Raw genomic sequence first — 13,632 nt, forward strand, 5'->3', positions numbered from 1 at the left:
GGTCACGTACCCTTGACCAGTTGTCGCCTGGCCGACACCGGCGACAGTGGGTGCCTCAACAGCCCCGCATCACAGACCCGCGCTCGCAGCCTTCGGGTGGCGCGCGCCCCGCAGTAGACGAAACGAAGAACAGAGGAACACCAACGATGGCAGCCGATAACGCCACGTACGCAATCGTCAAGACTGGTGGCAAGCAGTACAAGGTTGCCGTCGGTGACGTGGTCAAGATCGAGAAGCTCGACGTTGAGCAGGGCGCTTCGGTGTCGCTGCCGGTCGCTCTCGTGGTCGAGGGTGCGAAGGTCACCACCAGCGCCGACGCGCTGGCCAAGGTAGCCGTCACCGGTGAGGTGCTCGAGCACACCAAGGGCCCGAAGATCCGTATCCACAAGTTCAAGAACAAGACCGGCTATCACAAGCGCCAAGGCCACCGTCAGCGTCTGACGGTCGTCAAGGTCACCGGCATCAAGTAAGCAAGGGAGCGAACAGACATGGCACATAAAAAGGGCGCGTCCAGCTCTCGTAACGGTCGCGATTCAGCCGCCCAGCGACTGGGCGTCAAGCGCTTCGGCGGCCAGGTCGTCAAGGCCGGCGAGATCCTCGTCCGTCAGCGCGGCACTCACTTCCACCCGGGCGTGAACGTCGGTCGCGGTGGCGACGACACCCTGTTCGCCACGGCCGCCGGCTCGGTGCTCTTCGGCTCCAAGCGCGGTCGCAAGACGGTCAACATCGTCCCGGTCGAGGCATAACCTTTTCCCACGAGGTGTGAAGCTGCCACGAGGTTTCGCCTCGTGGCAGCTTTTCTTTTTCCTGGCGACAGGGAAGTGTTCGTGTGATGGAGAGGACGACAGATGGCACCCCGGTTTGTTGACCGTGTGGTGATCCACGCGCGCGCCGGCAACGGCGGCAACGGCTGTGCATCGGTACACCGAGAGAAGTTCAAGCCGCTCGGTGGGCCTGACGGCGGTAACGGCGGTAAGGGCGGCAGCATCGTCCTGGTCGTCGACCCGCAGGTGCACACCCTGCTGGACTTCCACTTCCGCCCGCATGTCGATGCCCCGTCCGGTAAGCCGGGCGCCGGTAGCAACCGGGAAGGTGCCGCCGGCGCGGATCTCGAGGTTCGGGTGCCCGACGGCACCGTTGTGCTCGATGAGCACGGCCGCATGCTGGCAGACCTGGTCGGCGACGGCACCCGCTTCGAGGCCGCTGCCGGTGGCCGCGGCGGGCTGGGTAACGCCGCACTGGCCTCGCGGGCCCGCAAGGCGCCCGGATTCGCGCTGCTGGGGGAGAAGGGCCAGACCTGCGACCTCACCCTCGAACTCAAGACAGTCGCCGATGTCGGCCTGGTCGGTTTCCCGTCCGCCGGCAAATCGTCGCTGGTATCAACCATTTCGGCGGCCAAGCCCAAGATCGCCGACTATCCGTTTACCACTTTGGCTCCGAATCTGGGTGTGGTATCCGCCGGTGACCACACGTTCACCGTTGCCGACGTTCCCGGCCTGATCCCGGGCGCCGCCGACGGCCGCGGCCTGGGACTGGACTTCCTGCGGCACATCGAACGCTGCGCCGTGCTGGTCCACGTGGTGGACTGCGCGACCCTGGAACCCGGCCGGGACCCGATCTCCGACATCGACGCGCTCGAGGCCGAGCTGGCGGCGTATACGCCTACGCTGCAAGGGGATTCGACGCTCGGCGACCTGGCCGAGCGACCCCGTGCGGTGGTCCTCAACAAGATCGACGTGCCCGATGCCCGCGAACTCGCCGATTTCGTCAAGGAAGAGGTCGCCGCCAAGTACGGCTGGCCGGTCTACGAAATCTCTACGGTGAGTCGAGATGGCTTGCGCGCGTTGACCTTCGCCTTGTGGGACATGGTCGCGGCGTACCGGGCCGCACAGCCTGTGGTGGCGCCGAGGCGGCCGGTCATCCGGCCGGTTGCGGTCAACGAGAGCGGCTTCACCGTCGAATCGGACGGCTTCGGCGGCTTCATCGTGCGCGGCACGCGACCCGAACGCTGGATCGCGCAAACGGCTTTCGACAACGACGAGGCAGTCGGTTACCTCGGCGACCGGCTGGCCCGATTGGGCGTCGAGGACGCACTGCTGAAGAAGGGCGCTCGTGCCGGCTGTGCCGTCACCATCGGCGACGTCACGTTCGACTGGGAGCCGCAGACGCTCGCCGGTGTCGACACCCTGCTGTCCGGTCGTGGCACCGACATCCGCCTGGAGCAGACGGACCGGATCGGCGCTGCGGAACGCAAGGCGGCCCGCAAGGAGCGTCGTCGCTCGGCGGAGGACCTCGAGGACGACGCGTGACCCTCGGCACGGACGCGGCAGTCTCGGCGCACCGGGAAGCCGTGCGGACGGCGCGCAGCGTCGTCGTCAAGATCGGGACCACGGCCCTCACCGCACCCAACGGGATGTTCGACGCGGGCCGGCTGGCCACGCTCGCGGACGCCATCGAGAAGCGGATGAAGGCCGGCTCGGACGTCGTGATCGTGTCGTCCGGCGCCATCGCCGCCGGGATCGAGCCGCTCGGCCTGACCAAGCGCCCGACGGATCTGGCCACCAAGCAGGCCGCGGCCAGCGTCGGCCAGGTAGCTCTGGTCAACGCATGGAGCTCGGCCTTCGGCCGGTATGACCGGACCGTGGGGCAGGTGCTGCTGACCGCGCACGACATCGCCCAGCGCGTGCAGCACAACAACGCCCAGCGCACCCTGGACCGGTTGCGGGCGCTGCACGCCGTCGCGATCGTCAACGAGAACGACACCGTGGCCACCAACGAGATCCGGTTCGGCGACAACGACCGGCTGTCGGCGCTGGTGGCGCAGCTGGTCGGTGCCGACGCGCTGATCCTGCTGAGTGACATCGACGGCTTGTACGACGGTGATCCCCGCAAGGCGCCCAAGGACAATCCAGCCCGCTTCATCCCCGAGGTCGCCGCGTCGGGTGATCTGGACGGCGTGTCGGCGACCGGCGGGAGCCGGCTGGGCACGGGCGGTATGGCCTCCAAGCTGTCGTCTGCGCTGCTTGCCGCGGATGCGGGTGTTCCGGTGCTGCTGGCGGCCGCCGGCGACGCGGCTGCCGCGCTGACCGATGCCTCGGTGGGCACGGTGTTCGCCGCCCGCCCTGAGCGCATGTCGGCTCGGCGGTTCTGGGTGCGCTATGCGGCGGAGACGACGGGGACGCTGACCCTGGACGCCGGGGCGGTGCGGGCCGTCGTCCGGCAAAGAAAATCGTTGCTGCCGGCGGGCATCACAGCGGTCTCGGGCCGCTTCCACGGCGGCGACGTCGTCGAACTGCACGGTCCGGACGGCAACGCTGTGGCCCGCGGGGTCGTGGCCTACGACGATTCCGAGCTCGCGGGCATCATCGGCCGATCCACTCCCGAATTGCCCGTGGAGCTGCGCCGACCTGCGGTTCATGCCGACGACCTGGTAGCAGTTTGACGTCGACTTTGTGTGTATTTGGCTAGAATCACCGCCGCGTTCTGCGTTTTGCCTATTAGAGAAGGCCTGCCCAGCAAATTAGGGTTATGCTGCCTTGGACACCTGCGCAGCAAACAGGATTGAGGGGGCGATGGCGAGACAATCCGTGCTGGCGGTCGGCGCGCATCCCGACGACATCGAACTGGGCTGCGGCGGCGCGCTGGCAAAGCATGTAGCGGCCGGCGACAGGGTCACCATGTTGGTGGTGACCCGCGGCGAAGAGGGGCCGGGCGACTCGCAGGAGCGGGTGCGTGAGCAACTCCGCGCGGTCGAGGTGCTGGGCGTCCACGAGCTGTTGTGGGGCCAGGGTTTCGGCGACTGCCGCGTCTCGCTGCAGGAGTTCGAGCTGGTGCACCTGATCGAAGATGCCATCGAAAAGTCCGCTGCCACAATCGTTTACACCCATACGGCCAACGACAGCCACCAGGATCACCGGGTGGTTTCCCGCTGCACCCTAGGGGCCGCGCGGTGGGTGTCGTCGATCATGACCTACGGCGGACCGTCGGCCATCGGCTTCAATCCGACCGCCTTCGTGGACATCTCGGATGCGCTGGACAAAAAGATCGAAGCCCTCATGTCGCACGTGTCGCAGGCCGAGGCCAGCGAAAAGGTCAGCGCCTCCTGGGTGCGCAGTTCCGCTGAGCACTACGGCTTCCTGTGCCGCCGGGCGTTCGCCGAAGGTTTCGAGCCGGCCCGACTGGTCGCCGATTTCTGACCCTGTGCCGACCTTTCTCATTGTCGGCGCGGGTCCGACGGGGCTGGGCGCAGCTGTCCGCCTGACCGAACTCGGCATCGACCACCTCGTGGTGGACGCCGGCGATCAGGTCGGGGGCATGGCGGCCTCGGTTCGCGACGCACACGGTTTCACGTGGGATCTCGGTGGCCATGTGCTGCACAGCCACTTCGCGGATTTCGACCGGGCGGTCGATGCGTCCGGCGTCAAGATGAACGACGTCGCCCGGAACGGTTGGGTGTGGCTGGACGGCAGCGGGCCGCATGCGCTGGTGCCCACGCCCATCCAGCAGCAACTTACCGAGTTGCCGACCGACCTATACCCCGACGCACCGCTGCACAACCTCGCCGACTATTACCGGAACAATTTCGGTGGCAAACTTTTCGACGAGTTTTTCGGCCCCTACAACTACAAGATGTGGACGGCCCCGCTCGAGCAGATCGACCACGAATGGACGTCGCTGCGCAGCGGCAGTGCCGCCCCTAACGTGCCGCGCCTCGGTTTGGCCGGCTCGGCCACCGCGCCTGCGGGCAGTTTTCCGTACCCGATCGGCGGCACCGGCGCGTTGTGGCAGGGGGTGTACGACCAGATGCTGGCGCCCGAGACGGTCCGGCTGGGCACCCGGGTGGTCGACATCGACGTGGCCCGGCGGCTGGCGACGCTGGACGACGGCTCGACCGTCGGATACGACCACTGCATCAGTTCGGCGCCCTTGACCACCGCCTGGGACTGGCTCGGTGGGGCAGGCGCTGAGGGAACGCCCCAACGAAACACCTTGTGCGCCAGCCGTATCTACGCGGTCGGGCTGGGCTACCGCGGTGCGGCGCCGGCGGCGCTGGCCGACAAGACCTGGCTGTACTGCCCGGATCTGGGCGTGCCCTGGTACCGGGCCACGATGCTGAACAACTACGACCCCGCCAACGCCGGCACCGGCCGCTGGAATGTGCTGTGCGAGGTGCCATTGCTGCCCGGGCAAACGCTGACCGGTGATGAGGCGGTGCGGCGCACCGAGGAATCACTGCGGGCACTGGGCGCCGAGTCCGAGTACGTGGTCAGCCGGTTCGTGCGGGAGCTTCCGATGGGCTATCCGGTGCCGACGCTGGGCCGCGACGACATCGTGCGGACGCTCGACGAGCGGCTGCGCGGACATGGCTTCTACAGCCGGGGCCGCTTCGGCGGGTGGCGATATGAGTCGTCGAACCAGGATTACGGCTACCTGCAGGGCCGGGAGGCGGTGGACAACGCGTTGTCCGGGACACCCGAGGACGTCTACTGGCACCCGGACAGGTTCTGAGCCGGCAGTTCGCTGGCCAGTAGGGCGAGGATCTCCGAACATCCGCTGTCGATCTTCACCGTCGCCAGCTCGTCGCCGCGGGTGGTGCCGCGGTTGATGATCGCGACGGGCTTGCCGGCGGCGGCCGCGTGCCGGACGAAGCGGTAGCCCGAGTACACCGTCAGCGACGATCCCGCGACCAGCAGCGCGTCGGCGTCGTCGATCAGGGAGTAGGCCTGCTGCACGCGGGCTTTCGGCACGCTGTCGCCGAAGTACACGATGTCGGGTTTGAGGATGCCGCCGCACCTGGGACAGTCCAGGTACCGGAACGTCGTGGTGTCCTCGACCGTCGCGTCGGCGTCCGGGGCCACGCCGATGCTGCCGACCTGGGTGGCGGCCCGTTCGGTGAAGCCGGGGTTGAGCCGTTCCAGCTCGTCGGCCAGCGCGGCCCGGGTCATGGTGTGCCCGCAGCTCAGGCAGATCACCTGCGCGTACGTGCCGTGCAGGTTCACCACTGTCTGGGACCCGGCTTTGGTGTGCAGCAGGTCGACGTTCTGGGTGATGACGCCCGTGACCAGCCTGGCTCGTTCCAGCGCGGCGACGGCGCGGTGGCCGGCGTTGGGCCGGCGGGCGGCCATGTGCCGCCAGCCGATGTGGTTGCGGGCCCAGTACCGCTGCCGGAAGGCCGGACCGGACAGGAACTGCTGGATGGTCATGGGATTGCTCGGCGGCGAGTCCGGCCCGCGGTAATCCGGAATGCCCGAATCGGTGGAGATGCCGGCGCCGGTCAGCACGGCGAGACGCCGGTCGGCCAGCAGATTGACCAGTTCAGGAGCCTGCACGTCATCGAGGGTAGGCCGTCTGCCGTGTTACGCGACGTGACGGTGCGACAATCGAGTCGTGGACTTCTACTCCGCCTACCGGCACGGATTCGTCCGGGTGGCCGCGTGCACGCACCACACCACGCTCGCGGACCCCGCGACCAACGCCCAGTCGGTGGTGCGCCTGGCCCGTGACTGCCACGACGACGCCGTGGGGTTGGTGGTGTTCCCGGAGCTGACGCTGTCGGGGTACTCGATCGAGGACATCCTGCTGTCGGACACGCTGTTGGAGTCGGTGACCGAGGCGCTGGAGACGATCGTCGAGGCGTCGGTCGAGTTGCTGCCGGTGCTGGTGGTCGGTGCGCCGCTGCGGTACCGCCACCGCATCTACAACACCGCGGTCGTGATCCACCGCGGATCGATCCTCGGCGTCGTACCCAAGTCGTATCTGCCGACCTACCGCGAGTTCTACGAATCGCGTCAGGTAGCTGCTGCGGACGCGAGGAGCAATCGGGGTGCCGGTGATGACAGCACCGGGACCATCCGGGTGAACGGTGCCGATGTCCCGTTCGGCAGTGACCTTTTGTTCGCCGCCGCCGACCTGCCGAACTTCGTTCTGCACGTGGAGATCTGCGAAGACATGTGGGTACCCGTGCCGCCGAGTGCGACGGCTGCGCTGGCCGGTGCGACGGTGCTGGCCAACCTGTCGGGCAGCCCCATCACCATCGGCCGCGCCGACGACCGCAAACTGCTGGCCCGGTCAGCGTCGTCGCGCTGCCTGGCGGCGTACCTCTATGCAGCGGCGGGAGAGGGCGAGTCGACGACCGACCTGGCCTGGGACGGCCAGACCATGATCTACGAAAACGGTGTGCTGCTGGCCGAATCCGAACGTTTCCCGCGTGGGGAGCGCCGGTCGGTCGCCGATGTCGACACCGAGCTGCTGGCCGCCGAGCGGTTGCGGATGGGGACGTTCGACGACAACCGGCGCCAGTTCGCCGACCGGACGTCGGATTTCCGGCGCATCGAATTCACGCTGTCCCCGCCGACGGGCGATATCGGCCTGCTCCGCGAGATCGAGCGGTTCCCGTTCGTGCCGTCGGATCCGGAACGGCTGCAACAGGATTGCTACGAGGCATACAACATCCAGGTGTCCGGTCTGGAGCAGCGCCTGCGGGCACTGAACTTCCCGACTGTGGTGATCGGGGTGTCCGGCGGGCTGGATTCCACCCATGCGCTGATCGTCGCGGCCAAGGCGATGGACCGAGAGGGCCGGCCGCGCAGCGACATCCTGGCCTTCACCATGCCGGGCTTCGCGACCGGCGACCGCACCAAGAGCAATGCCACCGCGCTGGCCAAGGCGCTCGGAGTCACGTTCTCCGAGTTGGACATTCGGGACACGGCGCGGCTGATGCTCGCCGAGATGGGGCACCCGTTCGCCCGCGGCGAGGCCGTGTACGACGTGACGTTCGAGAACGTACAGGCCGGGCTGCGAACCGACTTCCTGTTCCGGCTGGCCAACCAGCGCGGCGGCATCGTGCTCGGGACCGGCGACCTGTCCGAGCTCGGGCTGGGCTGGTCCACCTACGGCGTCGGTGACCAGATGTCGCACTACAACGTCAACGGCGGCGTGCCGAAAACCCTGATCCAGCACCTGATCCGGTGGGTGATCTCCTCGGGGCAGTTCGGCGGCGACGTCAACGACGTGTTGCAGTCGGTGCTGGACACCGAGATCACCCCGGAACTGGTACCCGGCGCCGACGTGCAGAGCAGCCAGGCCAAGGTGGGTCCGTATGCACTGCAGGACTTTTCGTTGTTTCATGTGCTGCGGTATGGCTTCCGGCCGTCGAAGATCGCGTTCCTGTCCTGGCATGCGTGGCGGGATGTGGACGCAGGTGACTGGCCGGCCGGCTTCCCCGACGACGAGCACGTGGCCTACTCGCTGGCCGACATCCGGCACTGGCTGAAAGTCTTTGTTCAGCGGTTCTACTCGTTCAGCCAGTTCAAGCGGTCGGCGCTGCCGAACGGTCCGAAGGTGTCCGCCGGTGGCGCCCTGTCTCCGCGTGGGGATTGGCGAGCGCCGTCGGACATGTCGGCCCGTATCTGGCTCGACGAGATCGAGCGGAACGTGCCGGAGGCCTGAGCCGGTCGCATATTCGGACCACACGGCTTCAGAACGGCGGCGAGCTGTCGCCGTTGATGAGTTGTTGGGCGAGTTGGCGTTTGGCTTCGGGGGTTGGTGCGGATTCGAGTAGTTCGGTCCAGTTGAGTTGGCGTTCGTGCTGGGTGTGCCGGGTGCGCGCGTCGGTGCGGGTGCGGCGGCGGGTGGGCATCATGAGGTCGCGGTCGGGTTGGTCGCTGGTGGTTGCCGCGGTCGGTGGTGGTGGCGGCCCGGTGGGGAAGTGTTTGTGGGGGAATAGGATTCGGCTGCCGGGCACGGTGGTGTAGGTGTGGCCGGTGGGTGCGGTCCAGGCGATGGTGCCGTCGGGGTTTTGGTGGGTGTGCCATCCGGTGGTGCCGGTGTAGAAGGTTTTGACCAGGTGGTGTTTGCGGCATTTGGGGGTCAGGTTGGCGGGGTGGGTCGGGCCGGCGGGCCAGGGGACGGTGTGGTCGAGGTCGGCGTCGGCGGCGGGGTGGTCGCAGCCGGGGTGCATGCAGGTCAGGTCCCGCATCCGGACGTAGCGGTCGAGGGTGGTCGATGGCCGGTAGTGGGGTTGTCCGTCGGCCGGAATCTGCGGTGTGATTACCGTTTTGACGGTGGCGCCGCGGGCGGCGAGGTCGGCCAGCAGCACGGCAGGGATGACGGTCCCGCTGGGCAGGTAGCCGACCGCGCTCTGGTCGACGGCGGGTGCGGGCTCGGGCGTCGGTGCCAGGGCCTCGGCGACCGCAGTGTGCGTAGTGACCGGCGGGGTGGCGTCGGGTGCGTCGAGCAGTGGGTCGCTGACCGGGTGGGGCGCGGTGTCGGTTAGGACGTGGATGATGACGGCGGCGGCGCGGGGATCGGTGCCGGCGGCGGGGCAGTCGGGGTTGGTGCAGTGGCAGGGCAGTCGGTCGCCGCGGGCTGCCAGGACGCCCAAGGCGTCGGCGCGGCGTTGGCCGAGGGTGCGGGGGTCCTGGTGGCAGACCTCGTGGGCCATGGCGGTGAGGGTGCGTTCCAGTAGTGCGGCGTCGGTGGCCAGCAGCAGGGCCCACACGGATGTGACGCCGGCGGGATCACCGGGCTTGCCGAACTCGACGTCGCGGCCGCGGACGGCGTTGCGGGTGCGGCGCACGGCGGCGAGGTCGAATTTCTGGATCCAGTGGTCGATCTGCCGGATCGTGTCGGCTTTGGACAGGGGACCCCATTCGCGAGCAGCGCCGGCCATGGCGGTGTCGATGAGGGCGAGGGTAGCGGGGTCGTGGACGAGTTCGGTGTGCCAGCAGATCAGGGTGACCAACGCCAATGACAGGTCGCCGGCGGCGAGGAGGGCGCCGACCTTCGGGAGGCGGTCGCGCAGGGTCAGGGCGAGGTGCATGTGGCTGGCGGCCTGCCAGCGATTGATGGTCAAGGCGGCGCCGATTTCGCTGGCTGCGGCGTCCCAGCCGTCGCAGGCCCACAGGTCGCGATGTTCGTGGTCGATGCAGCGGCGGTGGGTGAGTTCGGCGATGGCGGCCAGTCGGCGGGCGGCGTTTTGGGCTTCGGTCCGGGTGGCGCTGGTCATCGAGTCGATCAGGGAAGCGTCGTCAACTTCCCTGGTTTCGAGGACCAATACTTCGAACATGCTTTCGATCGTAATGACCGGAATGAGCGGACGCCACAAGAGAATTTCCAGCCTGTGGATAACTTTCCCGCGTAGGCGTGTGGGTCAGGCGACGGCGAGGATGTTCGGTTCGTCGAGGTCGTCGTCAGTCCGGCGCTGCGATCGCGCCGCCGCGTGTACGACCAGCGCGAAGCCGACGGTGATGGGAATGACTGGCCCGTCCATGCCGCCGGCGAGCACGGCGTCGGCAGTGGTGAACGCCGGTGGGACGATCTGCGCGTACAAGCTGGCGGCCGTCGGCGCGCCGGCGAAGCCCCACAACAGCCAGCGCCATTGGCGTTCGCGCACGGTATCGCCGATGACCCGAGCCCGGAACACCCCCCGCGCCGCGAGTGCGATGACGATCCACGCCGGCACCAGGTGGAAAAGGACCAGGACGTGCGGGATGGGCGGCGACAACCGGACGACCAGGCTGGTGTAGGCAAGGGAGCCGACAACCGCCAGCGCGAAGGCGAAGAAGTACACGCGTCGCGGGGCGGACGGGATGGTCGCATCCCGCGTCGAGCGCTGAGCCAGCATGAAGGCGAAAACGGCGCTGCCGGGCGCGGCGACGCCGAGGATGATGGAGCCGACGCCGATATTGGTCAGCAGGTCGTGCTGCGGGATCAGCGGCTGTATCCCGATCCAGATCACGCGCAGCAGCGGCGCCGTCATCATCAGCGCGATGCCGTACGTCATCCAGGCCTGGTGGGTGATCACGTCGCGGCGGCGGATCGCGTAGACCGCGTACCAGGCGCTGCCGAGCGTGCCGATTGCCAAGGCGCGCAACTGAGTTTCGAATGCCGGCCCGATGAAATGCCGCGCAGCCGGGGTGAGATACAGGAACACCAACGCCGTCAACATGCTCACGGACATCAGTGCGAGATACGCCCGGCCGGTCCACCGGTGGATCGCGGGCCGGCGGGTGCGCAGCCGCGGCGAGAACTGAAACAATCCGAGCGCCAAGGCAAGTCCGGCCAGGGTGGTGTGGACCATGAGGACCACGCGATGCTCGGCGTAGGCACCGTGGCGCACCGATTCGACGGACCCCGCACCGACCGCGTAGGTGCGGCCGTTGACCAGGGTGTTGACCGAGTCCTGCCACCGCGACATTCCGGGAGTGAACAGGGGCCAGGTGTAGTTGAGCGCGAGCGGCACGTAGAAGACGGCGATGGCGACCGTGAGCCAGAAGAATCTCCGCGACACCGCGATTCCTTTGTGGTCGTCCATTTGATCGTCAGATTGTAGGGCCACCCCTCATCAACCGGCAGTATTTGCTATATCGGGATCGACGGGAGCGATCTGACTGCGACCGTGCTGCCGCAGACGGGGCCTGGGTGGCGGATATCTGCGCGCCAGTTGCGTAGGCCGGCTTGTCAGGGCGCCGAACCCAGCGCATCCTCGATGGCCTCGTCGTACGGCGCGCAGTTGCCGGCGCCGGGCACCAGGGTGGCGAGTGCGCCCGCGGTGACGGCGCGCAGGAGAGCGTGGCCGGCGTCCGCACGCCAGCCGGCGGCCAGCACACCGGCGAAGACGTCACCGGCGCCGGTGGTATCGACCGCCTCGACCTCGGGTGCGGCGACGTGCGTCTCGCCCTCGGCGGTCCGGTGCACGGCGCCGTCAGCGCCGCGGGTGATGACCAGATGCGCGACGGGCCAATGCCATTGGGCGGCTTCGGTTTCGTTGACGATCACCACGTCGGTGGCGGCGGCCAGGTCGGCAAGCGCACCCGGGTCGGTGCCTGCCGGGGAAGCGTTGAGCAAGACGGTCGCGCCACTCTGCTTGGCCAGCCGCGCCGCCGCCAACGCGGTGGACGGCGGGATTTCCAGCTGCAGCAACAGCACATCGCAGTCGGCGACCACAGCGCGAACCTGTCGTGAGTCCAGGGTCAGGTGCGCGTTGGCGCCCGGTGCCACCACGATCATGTTCTCGGCGCTGCTACCGACCATGATCGCTGCGGTGCCGCTGGGGACCGGCAGACTGACCACGCCGTCGAGGCCGACGCGGTTGTCCTGCAGGTGCTTTCGCAAGGCACCGCCGGTGGCGTCGTCGCCGACCGCGGCGACCAGCTGAACATCGGCACCGGCCCGGGCCGCGGCGACGGCCTGATTGCCGCCCTTGCCGCCGGGCTCCGAATGCAACGACGATGCCAGCACCGTCTGCCCGGGCCCGGGAAGTTCGGCCAGGCCGAACACGAGATCCATGTTGACGCTGCCCACGACGGTGATCCGAGTCACCGGGCCACGGTAGCCCCGACCGGCCCGAACCGCAGATACCTCGTTACCCTGGGTTAATGAGTGTGCACGCAGCTACGGACACCGATCTGCGCCAGCAGGTGCATGACGCCGCCCGGCGGGCCCGCGTCGCGTCACGCACGCTGGCCACACTGACCACTCAAGCCAAGAACCGCGCGCTGCACGCCGCAGCGGACGCCGTACTGGCTGCCGCCGATGCGGTGCTGGCCGCCAACGCCGAGGACATCGACGCCGCGCGCGCCGCGGGGATCGCCGAAGCGATGATCGACCGGTTGGCTTTGAACCCGCAACGGCTCGACGGTATCGCCGCCGGGTTGCGGCAGGTCGCCGGCCTGCCCGACCCGGTCGGTGAGGTCTTGCGCGGCAGCACGCTGCCCAACGGCCTGCAGATCCGTCAGCAGCGCGTGCCGCTGGGCGTGGTCGGCATGGTGTACGAGAGTCGCCCCAACGTGACGGTCGACGCCTTCGGCCTGGCTCTCAAGTCGGGCAACGCGGCGCTGCTGCGCGGCAGTTCGTCGGCCGCCCGGTCCAACGCGGCTCTGGTCACCGCACTGCGGGCGGCGCTGGCCGCCGAGGGGTTGCCCGAAGATGCGGTGCAACTGCTGCCCAGTGAGGACCGGGCCAGCGTTACCCACCTGATCCAGGCCCGCGGTCTCGTCGACGTGGTGATCCCGCGTGGCGGCGCCGGCCTGATCGACGCCGTGGTGCGCGACGCCACCGTGCCGACCATCGAGACGGGCGTCGGCAACTGCCACGTCTACGTCCACGAAGCGGCTGATCTCGACATGGCCGAGAGCATCCTGCTGAACTCCAAGACCCGCCGGCCCAGCGTGTGCAACTCGGCCGAGACCCTGTTGGTCGACCGGGCCATCGCCGACACGGCGCTGCCCCGGCTGGTGACCGCGCTGCAGGACGCCGGGGTGACGGTCCACCTGGACCCGAGCGAGGACGAGTTGCGCGCCGAGTTCCTGTCGCTGGACATCGCGGTGGCCATTGTCGATGGCGTGGACGGGGCTATCACGCACGTGAACGAGTACGGTACCGGGCACACCGAGGCCATCGTCACCGCCAACCTTGCTGCGGCCCAGCGTTTCTCGGAGCAGGTGGACGCCGCCGCGGTGATGGTCAATGCGTCAACCGCTTTCACCGACGGTGAGCAGTTCGGCTTCGGCGCCGAGATCGGCATCTCGACCCAGAAGTTGCACGCCCGCGGCCCGATGGGCCTACCGGAACTGACATCCACCAAATGGATCGTGTGGGGCGACGGCCAGACCCGGCCTGCATAGAGGAGAA

12 protein-coding genes are annotated in these 13,632 nt (G+C 68.2%); 8 read left to right on the forward strand and 4 right to left on the reverse strand.

What is annotated here, in order from left to right; translation table 11 throughout:
* Nucleotides 1-146 precede the first annotated feature (146 nt).
* From rplU to G6N59_RS24295, 6 genes are all read left to right on the forward strand, one after another.
* Entirely contained in the window at nt 147-470 is a 324-nt protein-coding gene (gene rplU, locus G6N59_RS24270; RefSeq protein ID WP_138229476.1) for a 50S ribosomal protein L21, read from the forward strand.
* Between the two features lie 18 nt (nt 471-488).
* Complete coding sequence (gene rpmA, locus G6N59_RS24275; RefSeq protein ID WP_020102180.1) at nt 489-746, forward strand: 50S ribosomal protein L27; 258 nt, start codon at nt 489-491, stop codon at nt 744-746.
* Between the two features lie 102 nt (nt 747-848).
* Entirely contained in the window at nt 849-2,309 is a 1,461-nt protein-coding gene (obgE, locus tag G6N59_RS24280; RefSeq protein ID WP_138229477.1) for a GTPase ObgE, read from the forward strand.
* Complete coding sequence (proB, locus tag G6N59_RS24285; protein WP_138229478.1) at nt 2,306-3,442, forward strand: glutamate 5-kinase; 1,137 nt, start codon at nt 2,306-2,308, stop codon at nt 3,440-3,442. The genes obgE and proB overlap by 4 nt, the downstream gene beginning before the upstream one ends.
* Nucleotides 3,443-3,572: 130 nt before the next feature.
* Entirely contained in the window at nt 3,573-4,196 is a 624-nt protein-coding gene (locus G6N59_RS24290; protein ID WP_138229479.1) for a PIG-L deacetylase family protein, read from the forward strand.
* Between the two features lie 4 nt (nt 4,197-4,200).
* On the forward strand, nt 4,201-5,508 hold the full coding sequence (locus G6N59_RS24295) for a protoporphyrinogen/coproporphyrinogen oxidase (RefSeq protein ID WP_138229480.1): 1,308 nt from the start codon (nt 4,201-4,203) through the stop codon (nt 5,506-5,508).
* On the opposite strand, the gene G6N59_RS24300 is transcribed toward G6N59_RS24295, so the two are convergent.
* Nucleotides 5,484-6,329 (reverse strand): NAD-dependent protein deacetylase, encoded by an 846-nt coding sequence (locus tag G6N59_RS24300; protein WP_138229481.1) that lies wholly within the window; start codon nt 6,327-6,329, stop codon nt 5,484-5,486. The genes G6N59_RS24295 and G6N59_RS24300 overlap by 25 nt on opposite strands.
* A gap of 58 nt (nt 6,330-6,387) precedes the next feature.
* On the opposite strand from G6N59_RS24300, the gene G6N59_RS24305 reads away from it, so the two are divergent.
* Nucleotides 6,388-8,448 carry an NAD(+) synthase gene (locus G6N59_RS24305; RefSeq protein WP_138229482.1) on the forward strand — a complete coding sequence of 687 codons (2,061 nt, stop codon included), beginning with the start codon at nt 6,388-6,390 and terminating at the stop codon, nt 8,446-8,448.
* 28 nt (nt 8,449-8,476) lie between these two features.
* Here G6N59_RS24305 and G6N59_RS24310 read toward each other — a convergent pair whose 3' ends face one another.
* The 3 genes from G6N59_RS24310 to G6N59_RS24320 all read right to left on the reverse strand — a co-directional run bounded on the left by G6N59_RS24310 (nt 8,477) and on the right by G6N59_RS24320 (nt 12,321).
* Nucleotides 8,477-10,066 carry an HNH endonuclease signature motif containing protein gene (locus tag G6N59_RS24310; RefSeq protein WP_163911680.1) on the reverse strand — a complete coding sequence of 530 codons (1,590 nt, stop codon included), beginning with the start codon at nt 10,064-10,066 and terminating at the stop codon, nt 8,477-8,479.
* Between the two features lie 84 nt (nt 10,067-10,150).
* Nucleotides 10,151-11,314, reverse strand: a complete 1,164-nt coding sequence (locus G6N59_RS24315; protein ID WP_138229483.1) for a DUF2306 domain-containing protein — start codon at nt 11,312-11,314, stop codon at nt 10,151-10,153.
* A gap of 146 nt (nt 11,315-11,460) precedes the next feature.
* Nucleotides 11,461-12,321 carry a ribokinase gene (locus G6N59_RS24320; protein WP_138229484.1) on the reverse strand — a complete coding sequence of 287 codons (861 nt, stop codon included), beginning with the start codon at nt 12,319-12,321 and terminating at the stop codon, nt 11,461-11,463.
* A 56-nt stretch (nt 12,322-12,377) separates the two neighbouring features.
* Here G6N59_RS24320 and G6N59_RS24325 point away from each other — a divergent pair, with 56 nt between their 5' ends.
* Nucleotides 12,378-13,625, forward strand: a complete 1,248-nt coding sequence (locus G6N59_RS24325; protein ID WP_138229485.1) for a glutamate-5-semialdehyde dehydrogenase — start codon at nt 12,378-12,380, stop codon at nt 13,623-13,625.
* Nucleotides 13,626-13,632: the final 7 nt, after the last annotated feature.

The sequence above is a fragment of the Mycolicibacterium aubagnense genome (assembly GCF_010730955.1).
GTDB lineage: Bacteria > Actinomycetota > Actinomycetes > Mycobacteriales > Mycobacteriaceae > Mycobacterium > Mycobacterium aubagnense.